At 57.3% G+C, this 14,026-nt stretch carries 18 protein-coding genes; 6 read left to right on the forward strand and 12 right to left on the reverse strand.

The window, feature by feature from the left end; genetic code table 11:
• Window positions 1-94: 94 nt before the first annotated feature.
• Both JQ591_RS08120 and JQ591_RS08125 read right to left on the reverse strand, forming a co-directional pair.
• Window positions 95-445, reverse strand: a complete 351-nt coding sequence (locus tag JQ591_RS08120; RefSeq protein WP_211395464.1) for a hypothetical protein — start codon at window positions 443-445, stop codon at window positions 95-97.
• A gap of 103 nt (window positions 446-548) precedes the next feature.
• A complete protein-coding gene (locus JQ591_RS08125; RefSeq protein WP_249136576.1) occupies window positions 549-1,271 on the reverse strand; it encodes a hypothetical protein in 723 nt (240 codons plus the stop codon).
• A gap of 157 nt (window positions 1,272-1,428) precedes the next feature.
• Between JQ591_RS08125 and JQ591_RS08130 the strand changes: the two genes are divergently transcribed.
• Complete coding sequence (locus JQ591_RS08130) at window positions 1,429-2,988, forward strand: winged helix-turn-helix domain-containing tetratricopeptide repeat protein (RefSeq protein WP_211395465.1); 1,560 nt, start codon at window positions 1,429-1,431, stop codon at window positions 2,986-2,988.
• A gap of 112 nt (window positions 2,989-3,100) precedes the next feature.
• On the opposite strand, the gene JQ591_RS08135 is transcribed toward JQ591_RS08130, so the two are convergent.
• The 3 genes from JQ591_RS08135 to JQ591_RS08145 all read right to left on the reverse strand — a co-directional run bounded on the left by JQ591_RS08135 (window position 3,101) and on the right by JQ591_RS08145 (window position 5,456).
• Window positions 3,101-4,183 (reverse strand): hypothetical protein, encoded by a 1,083-nt coding sequence (locus JQ591_RS08135; RefSeq protein ID WP_211395466.1) that lies wholly within the window; start codon window positions 4,181-4,183, stop codon window positions 3,101-3,103.
• A gap of 404 nt (window positions 4,184-4,587) precedes the next feature.
• A complete protein-coding gene (locus tag JQ591_RS08140; RefSeq protein WP_211395467.1) occupies window positions 4,588-5,175 on the reverse strand; it encodes an RNA ligase family protein in 588 nt (195 codons plus the stop codon).
• Window positions 5,176-5,249: 74 nt separating this feature from the next.
• Window positions 5,250-5,456: a hypothetical protein gene (locus tag JQ591_RS08145; protein ID WP_211395468.1), complete on the reverse strand. Its 207-nt coding sequence runs from the start codon at window positions 5,454-5,456 to the stop codon at window positions 5,250-5,252.
• A gap of 360 nt (window positions 5,457-5,816) precedes the next feature.
• Between JQ591_RS08145 and JQ591_RS08150 the strand changes: the two genes are divergently transcribed.
• Window positions 5,817-6,083 carry a hypothetical protein gene (locus JQ591_RS08150; protein ID WP_211395469.1) on the forward strand — a complete coding sequence of 89 codons (267 nt, stop codon included), beginning with the start codon at window positions 5,817-5,819 and terminating at the stop codon, window positions 6,081-6,083.
• 37 nt (window positions 6,084-6,120) lie between these two features.
• Here JQ591_RS08150 and JQ591_RS08155 read toward each other — a convergent pair whose 3' ends face one another.
• Window positions 6,121-6,402, reverse strand: a complete 282-nt coding sequence (locus JQ591_RS08155) for a hypothetical protein (protein WP_211395470.1) — start codon at window positions 6,400-6,402, stop codon at window positions 6,121-6,123.
• Window positions 6,403-6,739: 337 nt separating this feature from the next.
• Window positions 6,740-6,907: a hypothetical protein gene (locus tag JQ591_RS08160; protein WP_211395471.1), complete on the reverse strand. Its 168-nt coding sequence runs from the start codon at window positions 6,905-6,907 to the stop codon at window positions 6,740-6,742.
• Between the two features lie 529 nt (window positions 6,908-7,436).
• Here JQ591_RS08160 and JQ591_RS08165 point away from each other — a divergent pair.
• The 3 genes from JQ591_RS08165 to JQ591_RS35575 all read left to right on the forward strand — a co-directional run bounded on the left by JQ591_RS08165 (window position 7,437) and on the right by JQ591_RS35575 (window position 8,357).
• Window positions 7,437-7,679, forward strand: coding sequence for a PilZ domain-containing protein (locus JQ591_RS08165; protein WP_211395472.1), 243 nt, complete (start codon window positions 7,437-7,439; stop codon window positions 7,677-7,679).
• A 75-nt stretch (window positions 7,680-7,754) separates the two neighbouring features.
• The gene (locus JQ591_RS35720; RefSeq protein ID WP_211395473.1) at window positions 7,755-7,967 is read left to right on the forward strand and encodes a GcrA family cell cycle regulator; all 213 of its coding nucleotides are present in this window, start codon (window positions 7,755-7,757) and stop codon (window positions 7,965-7,967) included.
• 255 nt (window positions 7,968-8,222) lie between these two features.
• A complete protein-coding gene (locus tag JQ591_RS35575; RefSeq protein ID WP_283817704.1) occupies window positions 8,223-8,357 on the forward strand; it encodes a hypothetical protein in 135 nt (44 codons plus the stop codon).
• A gap of 153 nt (window positions 8,358-8,510) precedes the next feature.
• Here the strand turns inward: JQ591_RS35575 and JQ591_RS08175 are convergent, their stop codons facing one another.
• Entirely contained in the window at window positions 8,511-8,996 is a 486-nt protein-coding gene (locus JQ591_RS08175) for an MFS transporter (protein ID WP_211395474.1), read from the reverse strand.
• Window positions 8,997-9,349: 353 nt separating this feature from the next.
• Here JQ591_RS08175 and JQ591_RS08180 point away from each other — a divergent pair, with 353 nt between their 5' ends.
• The gene (locus JQ591_RS08180; protein ID WP_211395475.1) at window positions 9,350-9,880 is read left to right on the forward strand and encodes a DUF2380 domain-containing protein; all 531 of its coding nucleotides are present in this window, start codon (window positions 9,350-9,352) and stop codon (window positions 9,878-9,880) included.
• A 166-nt stretch (window positions 9,881-10,046) separates the two neighbouring features.
• Here JQ591_RS08180 and JQ591_RS08185 read toward each other — a convergent pair whose 3' ends face one another.
• The 4 genes from JQ591_RS08185 to JQ591_RS08200 form a co-directional block, all read right to left on the reverse strand.
• Window positions 10,047-11,003, reverse strand: a complete 957-nt coding sequence (locus tag JQ591_RS08185; RefSeq protein ID WP_211395476.1) for an MBL fold metallo-hydrolase — start codon at window positions 11,001-11,003, stop codon at window positions 10,047-10,049.
• A 189-nt stretch (window positions 11,004-11,192) separates the two neighbouring features.
• Complete coding sequence (locus JQ591_RS08190; RefSeq protein WP_211395477.1) at window positions 11,193-12,194, reverse strand: glutathione S-transferase family protein; 1,002 nt, start codon at window positions 12,192-12,194, stop codon at window positions 11,193-11,195.
• Between the two features lie 37 nt (window positions 12,195-12,231).
• On the reverse strand, window positions 12,232-12,519 hold the full coding sequence (locus JQ591_RS08195; RefSeq protein WP_211395478.1) for a hypothetical protein: 288 nt from the start codon (window positions 12,517-12,519) through the stop codon (window positions 12,232-12,234).
• A gap of 618 nt (window positions 12,520-13,137) precedes the next feature.
• A complete protein-coding gene (locus tag JQ591_RS08200) occupies window positions 13,138-13,923 on the reverse strand; it encodes an IclR family transcriptional regulator domain-containing protein (protein WP_211395479.1) in 786 nt (261 codons plus the stop codon).
• Between the last annotated feature and the right edge of the window lie 103 nt (window positions 13,924-14,026).

The following is a 14,026-nucleotide window of genomic DNA, read 5'->3' on the forward strand; positions in this document are numbered from 1 at the left end:
CTCTGAATTGCAAAGCCACGAGTTCACTGGCTCAAGCACGGTCATTCAGAACGCCGCGACCCGGACTCCCTGCATGGAATTCCGGCGTACGTTCTCAGATCATGCTGCCGGGCAGAAAGCAGCGAACGCGCGGATGGCCATCGATGTAGTGCTTCCATACCATAGTCGGACCGGCGCGGTTCGGCTGCTTTAGGACGGCGCCCTCAGGAACCACGACCCACTCACCTTCGATGCGGACGCGGTAATGGCCACGGTCGGATTCCCAATCGGCGTCGAAGACGATGTATCCATCGGCATTCGTACAGCACTGCCCAAACTCGCTGTGCAAGCTCTCGAACCATGGCTTCAGCGGCGACTTAGCGTAGCGCCCGTCATCACGGGCGAGCACCGGTGTCGCCAACGCAATCAGGCCAAGCATCAGCGCCGCATGTATTCTCGCGGACATTCGTTCCTCTCTACGAGGCTGCAAGCGCACTATGCGCCGATCTGCTTCCTCGCCCTGCGATATGCGGAAAATGGAAGCCCGACAAAATCGGTTTTACCTCTGGCTATGGAGCAAATGCCGCTGCCTGTGGAGGGCCGGGTGTACCAGGGCGAACGAATACAAAATGTGACCTCACCGGCAGGTCCAAACCGTCTTGGCCGTCCTGCCCGATCAGAATGAGGCCCGCTCCACCATTCGCCACTGTTAGGATGACCGGTTCACCAGCCCATGTCCTGATCGGCTCCATCGCCAGGATAAGGAATTCGCCGATCGGCTGGTCCAGATACTGAAGTCTTAGCTGCGCTGCGATTTCGGCGGGCGCAAGCAGAAGGCCCAGCAATTGCGCGCGCGCATAGACGTCCCGCAGCGCTGCCGTTTTGCCCTCAAAGCCAAGTTCGGCTGGCGACACGGCAACAAGCTCGACCTCGGCTTTCTTCCCGCTGAGGGTAAAGGCCGGTCTTCCGATAATCTCGTCAGCCGAGCTCCCAACACCGCAGCCCAGTGCACTCATCGCGCCCCGAAGAGCGGCCAAATCCCTAAAGGTCCCGACAGTAATCCTCTTCCAGAAAGGAACCTCGGCGGCGGAGCTGAATGACGTCCGGGTGTCGCGGGCTGGCGGAGCCCCCTTGAGCGCCAAGTGATTACGCAGGACATCCTGCGCAGAGCATTGGGCTTCAGCAGCGTTGGCGCAGGCGACGACAAGCGCACCGCAGACAAGTAGAGTGGCATTCCGTTGTGCAAATGCAGCGGCCCGTCGCATTCTCCTGGACTCGTAGGTCGCACTCATCGTCGCCTCCGCTACGTTTCTCGCCGCCTAGACTGCCAAAGCGCGGTTCGGTAGGCTTTACGAGCGGCTTACATTTTCCTTATCGGCGGCTTATTCTCTTCATTCCGACTGGCGCAGGGGCGCAGCGTCGCTCCGAGACTGGCAACGGGGAAGGAAGTTGCGCTATCTGTTTGAGGAGTACGTCTTCCACACCGATCGGCGCGAGCTGCATCGCGAGGGGGAGCTCGTCCCTGTCGCACCACAGGTGTTCGATCTGCTTGATTACCTGATCCGCAACAGGGAGCGAGTTGTCAGCAAGGACGACATCATCAAAGTCATTTGGAATGGGCGCAGCGTATCCGACGCGGCGCTGACAACCCGCCTGAATGCCGCCCGGACTGCAATCGGCGATTCCGGCGAGGAACAGCGCTTCATAAAAACGCTACCGCGCAAGGGCTTCCGTTTCGTCGGAGCAGTCCGGGAAGTGAAGGAACCGGCAGGCGCAGCAGTTGCCGATAATCAGTTAGAACTTCAGAAAGCCAACCTTGCGCTCCCCGACAAACCGTCTATCGCTGTGCTGCCGTTTGAGAACCTGAGCGGCGATCCGGAGCAGGAATATTTCGCCGACGGCATGGTGGAAGAAATCATCACCGCGCTGTCGCGCTTTAAGTCTCTGTTCGTTATCGCACGTCACTCAAGTTTCACCTTCAAAGGCAAAGCTGTCGATATCCAGCAGGTCCGACGCAGGCTCGGCGTGCGCTACGTTCTTGAGGGGGCCGTGCGCAAGGCATCGGGGAAGGTTCGAATCACAGGGCAATTGATTGATGCGGTGACATGCGCGCATCTATGGGCGGACAGATTCGAGCGTGATCTGACGGACATTTTCGCTCTCCAAGACGAAGTTGCACTCGCCGTTGTCTCGGCTGTTCAGCCAAAGATGCTTCAAGCAGAGATTGAAGCGGCTACGCGGCGCCGACCAGAGAACCTCACTGCCTATGATTTTTTTCTCCGATCCATGCAACAGTATTACCTGACGACCCGCGAAAGTTTGGCCCAGGCGATTAAGTTGGCTCATCGGGCTTTGGAGCTAGAGCCGAGGTTCAGCTCTGCAGCGGCTCTGGCAGCTGACTGTCACGCGAGCAACTTCGCTTTAGGCTATGCCAACGATCCCGAGTTCGACGCCAAGGAAGCAATGCGGCTTGCACGTTTGGCGTTGAGCCTCGATGATGATGACCCCGACACGTTGTCAAGGGTTGCCGTAATCTCAGCAGGCCTGGTCGGCGATAGTGAAGCTGAAATCGAAATGGCTGACCGGGCGGTCGCGCTCAACCCGAATTCCTGGCGCACTTGGAACAATAGAGGCTGGGTCTATACAATGGGGGGACTGCCCGAAGAGGCCATCCAAAGCTTTGAACGTGCAATTCGCATGAGCCCGGTAGACCCGCTGCTACACATGACGTTTCTGGGCATTGGGAATGCTCTTATGGGCCTTGGCCGGTTTGACGAGGCGATCATTGTCTTGAAGAAAGCCCTTCGTCAGAATCCTTCCTTTGTGCCAGCTTGCCGTGGACTGGCGTCTGCCTTCGCCCACCTCGGACGCGACGCTGAGGCGCACGCCGCGGCGGCGCGTGTGCTTGAGATCGATCCCGCCTTTACAATATCGGCGCATATCGCCCGGGCCCCCAAAAGCTCAAAGCTGTTGATCGAGGGCCTTCGGAAAGCGGGGCTGCCCGAATAACCTTCCTGCGCTGTGCGGACGGGGTGATCGATGACCGCTTCTGGCCCTTAGCGGACCTACCGTGACCTCCGCCGATCTGTCCGCTTTTGACTCGGAGCAGACGAATTTGATCTCAGAAATTCTGGTAACTCCAGAGAAACACAGCTTCGTCACGCTCCGCAAAATAATGCGGCAGAGATAGTACTGGAATTTTTCGATCAAGTTCCTTGACGACCATGCCATCAACCTTAAAAACGGGCGCCCCTGACGATGCCGGAATCCGGTAGCTCAAATCGTCACGGGCATCTTGGCAGGCACCGAAGCCATTAGTTGCTCCCTCCCGATATTCGAGATTGAGAACAAAGTCGCTGTCGTTCCCGAGAGCGGATTTCCGCATGGGAAAGGCTGACGAGAGACGCCGCCACAAGAGAGGATACATTTCAGGCGGCCAAGAGCTGGGAACGTGCGGTGGAATCTGCACGATTTGTCCGCTGCGAAGTGGTTGTCCACTGTGAAGATCGCCGCTTGAGATACGTTTGCTGATGTGTGGCCAAAACATCCCGCTAAACTGGGACCAATCAATGTCTTTCGGCAGAGTCCAGTATCGCGGTTTGTCTTGTGGCCATAGCTCGCGGAGCTTGACACGCAACTCCTCGGGTAGCTTGAAACGACGATAGGTCTCGCAGGTGGAAACATACTGACCGAGCTCAGGCGGAGTTTGATTGGGGAAGTTATAGCCCCAAGGGCCCGGCAGCTTTCCTTTCTGGACGTACTCTGCCGCTGACGACTGTCGCCACCTCTCCCAATCCTCGCGCGTCGCTCTTTCGATTCGCGCTCCGTGAAATGTGAGCCGGCTAAGTGGACTGTCGTATGCGTCCTCCGAAAGATAGCCCACACCCGCAGATAAATCGTCAACGTCATCGAACCAGACCGCCAGCGGCAGAACATCTGGTGGAACCATTCCGTTCTCGGTGGTTGGGCCGCTGCAAAGGTGCAAGGTCCGGATCATTACGGCATGCCCGTCGCGAGTCGCGATAACCATCGCCTTCGGGCTGATGCTTGAGTCGTCCGACGATCCTCCAGATCGCCACCGCGTTACCCTAAGATTGCAGGCGACGATGTAATCGAAAGAAAGCTCTTCTTCGCTTTCCTTTACCTCGAAGGTCGCCTTCAGTCGGTAGAAGTAGCCGTTGTCTGCGATGTAGGTCTGCGACATCGGTTTTCGCAGGACCGATAGCACCTCAGGCAGCGCCACAATCGTCCCGACGGTGAATATCAGGAGACCAACAACTACTATTACGAACTTGCGCAAACGATGAGGTTCCGATGGGACGAGCATTTGGCCGGTGCATCAAATGCCATCTCACGCAGAGGTTGAAGAACTTCTTACGGCCGGCGACAGCGCAGTTTGGGTTAAAAAACAATGAAAGCCCACTGCTGGCAAAGGTCTGCTTCTGGCCCTTAGCCGAAGGCCGGCTGAACCCATGTCACGTCAGCTTTCAGAGGCAAACCCGACGGCAATCCAGCATCGTGTCTACCGCTGCTTTTGACCCCAAGGCGAAGTGGTCCAATCGGCCGTTGAGGTCCGCTGTTAGTTGCAGATCGGCCCCGCCGCTCTGCTCACAGCTCGCGCTCCATCGCCGGGTGACTGCGGTTCTTCACTTTGACCCAGTACTTGCTCCGTCCGGGCTGATAGGGCCGGTCGCGGCGTTTTGAGACCAGTCCCTCAAGGCCCATGTTGCAGGTAGCTCGGAACAGGTCAGGCCCAAGCTCGCCGCGCTCAAAGGGATTAATGAAGACGCCTTCACGACGCCGCGCCAGCAGGCGCTCCAAGTTCGTCTTGCGCTTCGACAGCGGGAGCATGCGCAAATCGTCACCGCCTTCGGCGAGGATATCGAAGGCGCAGAACTGCACCTCGTGATCGTGCTTGCGCGAGTGCAGCGCGTTGAAATCTGAGACGCCATCGACGCCGAGGACGACCGCTTCGCCATCCAGCACGAATTGTTTCTGACGGACTTTGCGCGCGGCCTCGACGATCCAGGGATAGCGGCTGGCCCAGTTGTAGTCGCCACGCGTGATCAGGCGCACGCGGTCGCCGTCGCGCTCCAATCGGAGGCGATAGCCGTCATATTTTACTTCGTGAAGCCAATCGGGGCCGTCCGGGACAGTGATGCCCTTGGTCGGCAGACAAAACTCAAATGAACGCATGCGGGAAAAATAGGCATTCGCGGCCTGTTTGCGAGATGAAACTCAGGGGGTACCATCCAAAAGCGGGGGCAGCGCTACGGCCTCGGCGGCAGATCAGGAGAGATTTCGCCGCCCGCGCTCTCGCCGATAGCCTGCTCCACTGCGGATGCGAGCACAGCAAGGTGATCGGCCAATCTGGCAAACAACTCACGCTTCTTGGGATCAGTCGCCAAGTCGCGAATAAGGGCGCACTCAGCGGAGTCTCGCTGTAGCTTTTCTAGCTGGGCCTGCATGTCTTTCATCTGCGGCCTCAATGTTCCAGTCGAGGAACATTACAAATACTTGTTCGCGGTCACAAGTGAGCACAGCGATATTGCCGACTGGGACTAGCTTCTCCGTGCATGGCGCCTCCTCACGGCGCCAGCCCGTCGGACCGCCTGGCCCCGCAACTGTCCCCTCCGTACCGCCGCAAGGGGGCCGGGCTGGCCCGAGGGACTTTGCGCAGCGTCAAAGCGATATCCTGCCGTGTCGGACAGACTGGACTCGTAGCCGAACAACCTTTTGTCAGGCTGCTGAGGTTATGAGGGCCCTGGGCTCCTAGGTACACCGGGCCTCGCCTTACCTCAATCGCAACGCCCAAGATGCGGACAGGGAGGCCCGACATGTCCGTTGAAGATTATGCCGACGATCTCAGCGCAACTGTGCACTACGCGCTGGAGACAACCCGTGCCGTCGCCGTCTGCCCCTTCCATTCTGAAGTCACCATCCGCGTCGGCGACGATGCAGCCGAAAGCCACGCCTTCGAGCGCGCCAAGAGGATCGTAAGGAGCGATGGCACGAATTGGGAGACGCAAGACCTCAGGGAGGAAATCGCGCGGCAGATCAGCAAAGCAGCAGATGGGGAGTGCCCGCTCTGCGCTCGACATTGAAGGCGCAGCGCCGGGCAGCGCACACCAATTCATCTCCTCAATCGCGAAGTTCAACAGTAGCTCTATCCTTCGCCTCAGCCACAGTTCCAGAATTAACTTGCAACACGAGCATCAAGCTTAATTCCAGACCGTGATTGCGGCCGCGCGCTAGAGGACTAGGTTTGCGCACACGGACATTGCCCTTGTCCGCTCCACCCCAGCGAAGTCGCCGCACCATTATATTCGGTGCAGCGACTTCGACGCTGGACAGTCGCGCGAGCTTCATTTGAGAGAGCAGCCGGACCACGAAACGCTTGATCTCATCGAGATGCGTCGCCAACTTACGGCGCTCCGGTCGAAACACTCGGACAATCTTTTAATTACTTCGCTGTTGAACCGCTTTTTTGTGAAAGTCGCATTTCTGCTGAAGCCAACAGACCGGGCGCACGAGCAATATCTCAAATCCGAATTCGAACGAACGTTGACGAAGGTCAAAGAGATTGCTGCACGGATAAAGTCTGACTGAAGGCCACACCAATGAGTGGCTCTGGACCCGATTGGCCGGGTATCCGCCACTGTTCTATCGGATCAGCCAGTAGCGGTTGCAGCTTTGGGCACCGGTTGTCTGAACAATAATCTCCGCGTTCGTCTTCGTCCTAAAAAATCGGGTGCTGCTGCTATTCCCGGCGCTTGTCAGTAATTTCTCGCACAGCCAAGCTCAGCTCCCTCAGCTGCTCGATCAGCAGTTCTACAATCTCATGGTAGTCAGATGGCGTCAGTGAATGCACGCCGCGCAGCGTCAGTTGGTTTTGGAGGATCGTCGCCATCATGGCTTTAACGCTCATGGGGACCTCGACTGAAAATCAAATCGTCATCAAATTCAATCTGAAGTAGATGCTAAAGATGACGGGCGCGCAATGTCCGTAAGAGTACGGGCAATGCGAGGCGACAAATCCTTTCGCGCCGCACAAACGGGATGATGTGTGGCGTGCGCGCCTTCTAGTGCGTCGAGCTAATCCGCTGGCAGGAGACGCCGGGCTACTGGACTCCACCGGATCAGGTAACGTTTTCGCAGGTAAGGCCAGGTAGGATGTAAGCTTTACTCGCCGACAGGCCAGCCAAGAGATTGCTAATGACTTCGGATTGCAATGATGAACTAGCAACTATCGCTCGATCAATCGCAACCAAGCATCTGTATATTGAAAGTCAAACCATCTTGATCCAGGTGCTCGAGCGTGACGGACACGACATGCTTGAGCAAAGAAAGGCTCTCGCTAAGGAACGATCAGACCTAGCAACACAGATCGCGCGACAATTTCAGCTGCTAGAGACAAGGTGCACATCCGGCGAGAATCTCGTTGCGGCTGTATTTAAATGATAGAACGTCGAAAGCTGGAGCGCATCGATGTGGACGAGGCCTACATTTCAGGCGACGGCGCCAGCTTACGCTGCCGCGTCGTCAACATGTCGGAAGAAGGGGCATCAGTTGAGCTTCCGTCGAAGCGGCACGTGGACTCCACATTCAAACTAATGCTCGAGAAAGATCGCATCATCCGAAGTTGCCACCTAGTCTGGTCGAGTGGAAATCTTATCGGAGTCTCGTTCGAGGATCTTTGAGGCGGAGAAGAGGCATTTATGCCTGTTGCCCTAGAATGTCATTTTCGCGGTGCTTTCGCTGGCTTTGGATGGCCGATGTCAAACAATAGACTGGAAATCCGTTCGTGGTCCCCCGAGGAAGAAGCGCAACTTCTCGAGCTATTCGACAGTGGCATGACTGCGAGCGAGATCGGCCAGCGGCTGGGCCGCACTCGCCTGGCAGTCTACGGTCGATTGCAACGCTTCCATAAGCAGCAAGGTCGAGTAAGCCGCACTAGCGGACGTGTCTTCGCGCAGCGGGCCGGTTAGTCTAAGCTGATCTGCGAAGGGATCGCGAGATCGGCCAAGAGCAGTTCTGAATTTGGTCCGTGCTTTTAAGCTCGACTGACAAGCCGACGCGGCGACCATGGAGGCCCCTGAGGCCGCGCAGTTAAGGAATTTGTTACCAGCCATCATCACCATGTTGCCATTGCATAATGAGTCGCGATTTGCGGCCCGGAATTCCTGAAGTGTTTTGAACCTGGGCACGCCGGGGTTGGTGATCTCTCAAAGAGGAGAGGCGCAATGTTTAAGGGCTTCATGGTTGCAGTTGTGGCGCTGATCAGTACAGCGCAGGTGGATCAATATCTAACCCACGGTCGGTACACCGAAGCGGCCATGGCTATGCTGCGGCAAATCGGTCACGCGTTTGGATTTTAGATAGTTCTTTGCGACGGAGCCGCGTGATGGAAGGCATCTCATGGGCTGATCTCAACAGGGATGAACAACGCGCCATTGCGATATTGGGAGCCGGTCTTTCCATCGAACTATGCAGCCCCCTTGCTCTCCTGACGTTAGGTCGGCTCGGTCTGATCATAGGCGCCCATTTGACGGCTGCCGGACACAATTTGCGAAGAGATGCCGTTTTGAAGGGTGTGGCGGGGTAAGCGCTGTACCCTGCAGCATCCGCAACACGGTAAGGATGACCGCGCCCCAGATGCCGATTGACGCATAGGTAGGCACGAATGCGATGAGGAAGGTCGCGATACCCATACACAGAAGCGTGGCGATGAGTGTCGCTTTGCGGCCGATGCGATCACCGTAGTGACCAAATATCGCGGCACCGATCGGGCGCCCCACGAAGCCGATGAAATAGGTGCCAAAGGCCGCGAGCGTCGCCGTTAACGCATCTTCATTGGGAAAGTAGAGTTTACCAAAAATAAGCCCGGCAGCAGTGCCATAAAGGAAAAAGTCGTACCACTCGATCGCGGTGCCGATGGTTGATGCGATAATCGCCTTGCGCAGCTGCGCACTATGATCAGCTGCGGACAACGTCCCATGCGTGATTGCGATAGCCATTGAGTGCTCCCCTTGTTGGCTGTTTCCTTGCCCGTGGGAACCGGCTTCTCATTTAGCGGAATACTACAATCAGCTCGTGGCGACCGAAAGGATATCTCACCCAAGGCTGTCATATTGCTGCACTGCGGGAGAACTGTGCGAAGGTCTTGCTATGGCCCATCGCTTCCGTTGACGCGGTGCCGCTACATGTCGGTTCACAGGGGCAGACCGGAAGTTTGCAGCCGAGCATGCAGACATTAGCGCTGCACTGACACGGCGGCCGCGGAGCGTTACCAAGGATTAATTTCTTCGACAGGTGACGGAAAGAAGCGATCTTCTAAGATGGACTTAGCGGAGGAGATCGAGGCATCGCCATGCGCCACAGTTCAATCCTGCACGCTGTTACCGCAGCCGGTCTGTTCCTGGGATCCAGCCTCATCTCAGATGCATCCGCCGAGACCGCCGACCACGCCTTGGCTGTCTCCGTCGACGATTTCAAATATAGAGACACGTCGAACGAGCCTACCGATCAGACGGCCGTACATGAAAACCGATTGCGGGCCTTCATGACCGCGCTGCGGGACGATGTCACGGAGGACCACCGTTTTGAGCTTGTGCCGTCTTCCTGCGCTTCAAATTGTCCGACCGATGGACCGACGTTGCGCGATCGGCTGCGCGCGGCGTCACAGGTCGGCGCGCAGATCCTGATCATCGGCGGCTTTCATAAGATGAGCACGCTGGTGCAGTTTTCGCAGACTGTTGCTATCGATACAAAATCCCAGCACATCGTGTTTAGGAAATACTTCCAGTTCCGCGGCGACAACGACGAGGCATGGCAGCGGGCGGAGCGCTTTGTATCGGAGGAGGTCCGCGACCGGCTGCTTGAAAGCAGATCGCAGCAATAGACTACGCGCGACGCATGTGCATGGCAATCCGGTTTTGGCCCGTGGCCGACCTTCGTTCAATGCGCCGCAAGGTCTGCTTCTTGAAGGTGACCCGAACAGCCCTCCAAGCTCGCCAGGGCAACCATTGGCCCAAACCGGATATGACTGTCAAACGTTGGGGCTAAATCTAAATTTCGAGTAAGTCCCGGCCCGCTATGATTTCGCCGGAGAAAGCTTTGCGGGCTTCGTCCACAAACACCTGATCAGGAACAGCGCCATTTCCTGGAACGAAATGACTTAACACTAGCGTTTTGACCCCTGCAGCTTGAGCCACTTCGCCCGCCTGCTCGACCGTAAGTGCATTGCCTGAAACACTTTTGAAGAGGTTGTCGGCGGTCTCCTTATCGAACCTGCCTACTTTCACGGCTCCATCGAGCACCTGACGCATTCCCGGAAGATATTGCGCCTCGCACACGAATACGTCCGCGCCTTTCGCAAGATTAATGAGAGCGTCGGTCTTTCGGGTATCACCAGAGAAAACGATAGAGCGATCTGCAGTGTCAAAGCGATACGATAGCGCCACCGGCAGCGGTGGATGGTCAGCCAAGACACAACTGACCTTCACATTCTCGTCTTGCATCACAATTCCGGCCAACTCTATCTCATGCGGAATAAGCATTGCCCTAGGATCGGGCTTGCCTTCATCGCGAATTCGAATGTCGATGTCGAAAGCATTCAACTCAAAGAACTTCTTCGTCATTTCCGCCAATGGTGGCGGGCCATAAGAATCCACTGGCTTCCGCAGGCTCAAATACCAGGCAAAATAAAACAGGTTTCCGTAGTCTAAATTGTGGTCCGAATGCTGATGCGTGATGAAAATGCTTTTTAACGCGTTAAGCCTAAGACCAGCTTGCACGATCTGTCGGGCAACGCCGTTGCCACAATCAATAACATAAAGCGACCCCCCGGCTACAATGGCATTTGAAGGTGCAGCTCGCCCAACCTGCAAGGGCGGACCGCCGGTCGTGCCCAACAACACAAGTTTCGTGCGGGCAGATTGTCCCGCGGCGAGGCTCGGTGCCAGCGCCGCTACGAGAAGCGCGGTTGCGGAAATCTTTAGCGTCTCTCGTCTATTCAACGTCACAGATCGCCCTCCACCTAAGCGGCAGAATGCTACTGCTGAATGGCACGACGGTCTACTTCGCTGTTCCGGTTTGAGCCTGTTTGGGACTGCCGCTTATGGCCCGACTGCGAAGGCTAGGCGGCGTTCCCGGTGCTGGCTGGCGGCATCGAATGCTGGAACTTCACGGCGGCTTGCCGGAAACGCGCCGGGCTACGCGGTCTGATCGGTGCCGCCGCCAAGCCGTTGGCTGTCGTGTGGGGCGTCGAAGTCGAGCGCCGGTCCGACCGGGACGATGCCCGTTGGATTGATCGAGCGGTGGCTCGCGTAGTAGTGCCGTTTGATGTGGTCGAAATCAACCGTCTGCGACACGCCTGGTGTCTGGAAGATGTCGCGCGTGTAGGACGACAGATTTGGGTAATCCGTTATCCGCCTGATGTTGCACTTGAAGTGGCCGTAATAGACCGCGTCGAATCGGATGAGCGTCGTGAACAGCCGGATGTCCGCCTCCGTAAGGCTACCGCCCAAGAGAAAGCGCCTATCCGATAGGCGCAGATCCAGCCAGTCCAACGTGTCAAAGAGGGGGGCGACCGCCTCTTCGTAGGCCTCCTGATTGGTGGCGAAGCCGGCCTCGTAGACGCCGTTGTTCAGAGTGTCGTAGACGCGCGCGTTCACGCCATCGATCTCCTCGCGCAACTTCTTGGGATAGTAGTCGCCTTGTGCTGCGCCGATATCGTCGAAAGCGGAGTTCAGCATGCGGATGATTTCCGACGATTCGTTGCTTACGATCGTTTGCCGATGCTTGTCCCAGAGAACCGGAACGGTCGCCCGGCCGGTGTACTGACCATCGGCCTTGGCATAGATTTCGTATAGGAATTTCGCGTGGTTTACGTCATCGGGAACGACGCCGGCACCGTTCGCGAATGTCCAGCCATTCTCGGCCATCAGCCAATGCACCACAGAAACTGATATCTTGTCTTCAAGCCTCTTGAGTGCGCGCATTATGAGGGTCCGGTGCGCCCAGGGGCAGGCGAGGCTCACATAGAGGTGGTAGCGTCCCGTTTCAGCCTTGAATCCACCGGTGCCGCTCGAGCCTGGGCTGCCGTCGGACGTGATCCAGTTGCGAAAGGATGCGTCCTTGCGCACGAAGCGGCCACCGGTAGGCTTCGTGTCGTACCAGGCATCGCGCCATTCACCTTCAACAAGCAATCCCATCGGGAATCCTCTTTCCGCCGTTTGAGAGCAGCCGAGCTTACGACGACGCATCCTTGTCCGAGTTGCTCGGCGTTTTTCGGGAGGTTGTCGTCGACGAGAATACGCGATCGGAAGCAATTTCCGCCGCGACGACCGCCGGAATGTCGGTGGCCAGCGCCCGCTGCGACGACGCGGTATGAAGCGCGCCCCGCAGCGAAGTTCCAAACGACCCGGGGGTGACTGGCGCGTCGTCAGCCACGACGTTTGGCGGAAGCGCAAATCCGATCACCTCATCGGAGTTCCTCGGTATCGCCGCGAGTCCGTGCGAATAGCTTCTGACGCTCAAACCGATTCCGGCGTGATGCATCGATCAGTGCGATCTGCGGAGCCACGTTGTTGCAGCTCCGAAAGGAAGGTTTCGACGTCGAGCCCATAGGTTCGCACATCGCGCTCGGACGAGACCGCTGAATCAACGGGAAGTAGGTAGTTCGTATTTCGCGATTGGATTCCGTATCCACCGAACCATAAGAAGACGGTCGAGCCAGGGCATATCTTGCTTTATCGTTCGTCGACCTCGCATGAGCATTTTCCTTTCGCCGAAGTTCAGGGCTCACACATAGTGCGTTCGCCTGGATGCCGAAATTGAAACAAATGAAACTTATTGTTTCCAAAATTGACCATTAACGTACAGCTATCTGGAAGGGCGGCCGGATGGAGGCGCTGCGGCGGCTATCTGAAGAAGCGCCAGGTCGATACGCTTCTTCTTCCACCATTGATATCATTGAAGCCACTAGATCCAGATCCGCCGTCTGTTGTGGTTCGCGACACTCTGGCTTCTCGGCGTCGCAAGCGTAACCGTCCTCTCGCTTGCACTGAAACCGTGGCTTTCACCACCCTAGTATTGCCGAGTGGTACACCTGCCGCCAGCCCGGGTTGCGCATGTTAATCCGCCGACCGCCGTCGGTCAGGCAACTTTTCCTCGCGCCTTGTTTGCCGCGGACCACCGCCGCTCGATTTCCTTGACCGCCGCCCGCATGCTGGGGAGATACTTTTTGGCTGCCGCCTCTGGGGTCATCGAGGACGAGAAGAATATCAGATTGAGACTGCCGAGGACGGGACCCCCGCCCGGAATGGCCAGCGCGATTGCACTAATGCCCGCCTCCGATCCACCAACTGACGATGCGTAACCGTCCTTCCTTGTTTGAGAGAGAATATCTTCGATGAAGTGGCGGTCCTTCGCTAACGCCGCGTCTTCCTCGACCAGCGATGCGGTGAGGTCCAGCATTTCACGCCTCAGCGCCGGCGCGGAGGCGGCTAGGATGGCTTTCCCGAGCGCGCTGCGCACCAAGGATCTTCTTCGTCCGACCATGGAGCGATGAACGGAGAAAGGACTGAAGGGATGTGTGCTCTCGCGGATAAGCACCGAGCCGAGCTCGAAGACACCGAAGTCGCTGGGCCAGGAGACGTTATCCAGGAGGCCGAACATCGCGGGCAGGGCCGCCTGGCTCGACAAGTCGCGAGAAGACACGCCCTCGCTCAAGGTGCGCACCTGGGGCGTCAGGCCGAACATCGCGTTCGTTTCATCAAAGGTCACGTAGCCGTCTTCGCACAGCGTATCGAGCAGGCGATAGCACGTCGTCCGGTTGAGACCGGTCCTCTTCGCGAGCCGAACGACGTTCGATGGCCCGCTTGCGTTTAGCTCGTTGATCAGAGCCAAACCTCTCGAAAGTGCCCTGACGTTGCGATGCATGGTCCCTCCGGACGTGTTCGCGGTGCGAACATTTCACAGAGTCTGATGGAATCATAGTGCGAATGGCGGCAATCCATCGCCCAACCCGCTGAGACAGGCGGTG

This window comes from Bradyrhizobium canariense (assembly GCF_018130465.1).
Classification (GTDB): Bacteria; Pseudomonadota; Alphaproteobacteria; order Rhizobiales; family Xanthobacteraceae; genus Bradyrhizobium; species Bradyrhizobium canariense_C.

Excerpts from the sequence above, each read along its gene's own strand:
- JQ591_RS08145 (WP_211395468.1), bottom strand. The coding sequence starts at position 5,456 with ATGAAAGACATGCAGGCCCAGCTAGAAAAGCTACAGCGAGACTCCGCT.
- JQ591_RS35575 (WP_283817704.1), top strand. The coding sequence starts at position 8,223 with ATGTTTAAGGGCTTCATGGTTGCAGTTGTGGCGCTGATCAGTACAGCG.
- JQ591_RS08175 (WP_211395474.1), bottom strand. The coding sequence starts at position 8,996 with ATGGCTATCGCAATCACGCATGGGACGTTGTCCGCAGCTGATCATAGT.
- JQ591_RS08180 (WP_211395475.1), top strand. The coding sequence starts at position 9,350 with ATGCGCCACAGTTCAATCCTGCACGCTGTTACCGCAGCCGGTCTGTTC.
- JQ591_RS08125 (WP_249136576.1), bottom strand. The coding sequence starts at position 1,271 with ATGAGTGCGACCTACGAGTCCAGGAGAATGCGACGGGCCGCTGCATTT.
- JQ591_RS08160 (WP_211395471.1), bottom strand. The coding sequence starts at position 6,907 with ATGAGCGTTAAAGCCATGATGGCGACGATCCTCCAAAACCAACTGACG.
- JQ591_RS08135 (WP_211395466.1), bottom strand. The coding sequence starts at position 4,183 with ATGTCGCAGACCTACATCGCAGACAACGGCTACTTCTACCGACTGAAG.
- JQ591_RS08190 (WP_211395477.1), bottom strand. The coding sequence starts at position 12,194 with ATGGGATTGCTTGTTGAAGGTGAATGGCGCGATGCCTGGTACGACACG.
- JQ591_RS08140 (WP_211395467.1), bottom strand. The coding sequence starts at position 5,175 with ATGCGTTCATTTGAGTTTTGTCTGCCGACCAAGGGCATCACTGTCCCG.
- JQ591_RS08150 (WP_211395469.1), top strand. The coding sequence starts at position 5,817 with ATGTCCGTTGAAGATTATGCCGACGATCTCAGCGCAACTGTGCACTAC.
- JQ591_RS08200 (WP_211395479.1), bottom strand. The coding sequence starts at position 13,923 with ATGCATCGCAACGTCAGGGCACTTTCGAGAGGTTTGGCTCTGATCAAC.
- JQ591_RS08165 (WP_211395472.1), top strand. The coding sequence starts at position 7,437 with ATGATAGAACGTCGAAAGCTGGAGCGCATCGATGTGGACGAGGCCTAC.
- JQ591_RS35720 (WP_211395473.1), top strand. The coding sequence starts at position 7,755 with ATGTCAAACAATAGACTGGAAATCCGTTCGTGGTCCCCCGAGGAAGAA.
- JQ591_RS08120 (WP_211395464.1), bottom strand. The coding sequence starts at position 445 with ATGTCCGCGAGAATACATGCGGCGCTGATGCTTGGCCTGATTGCGTTG.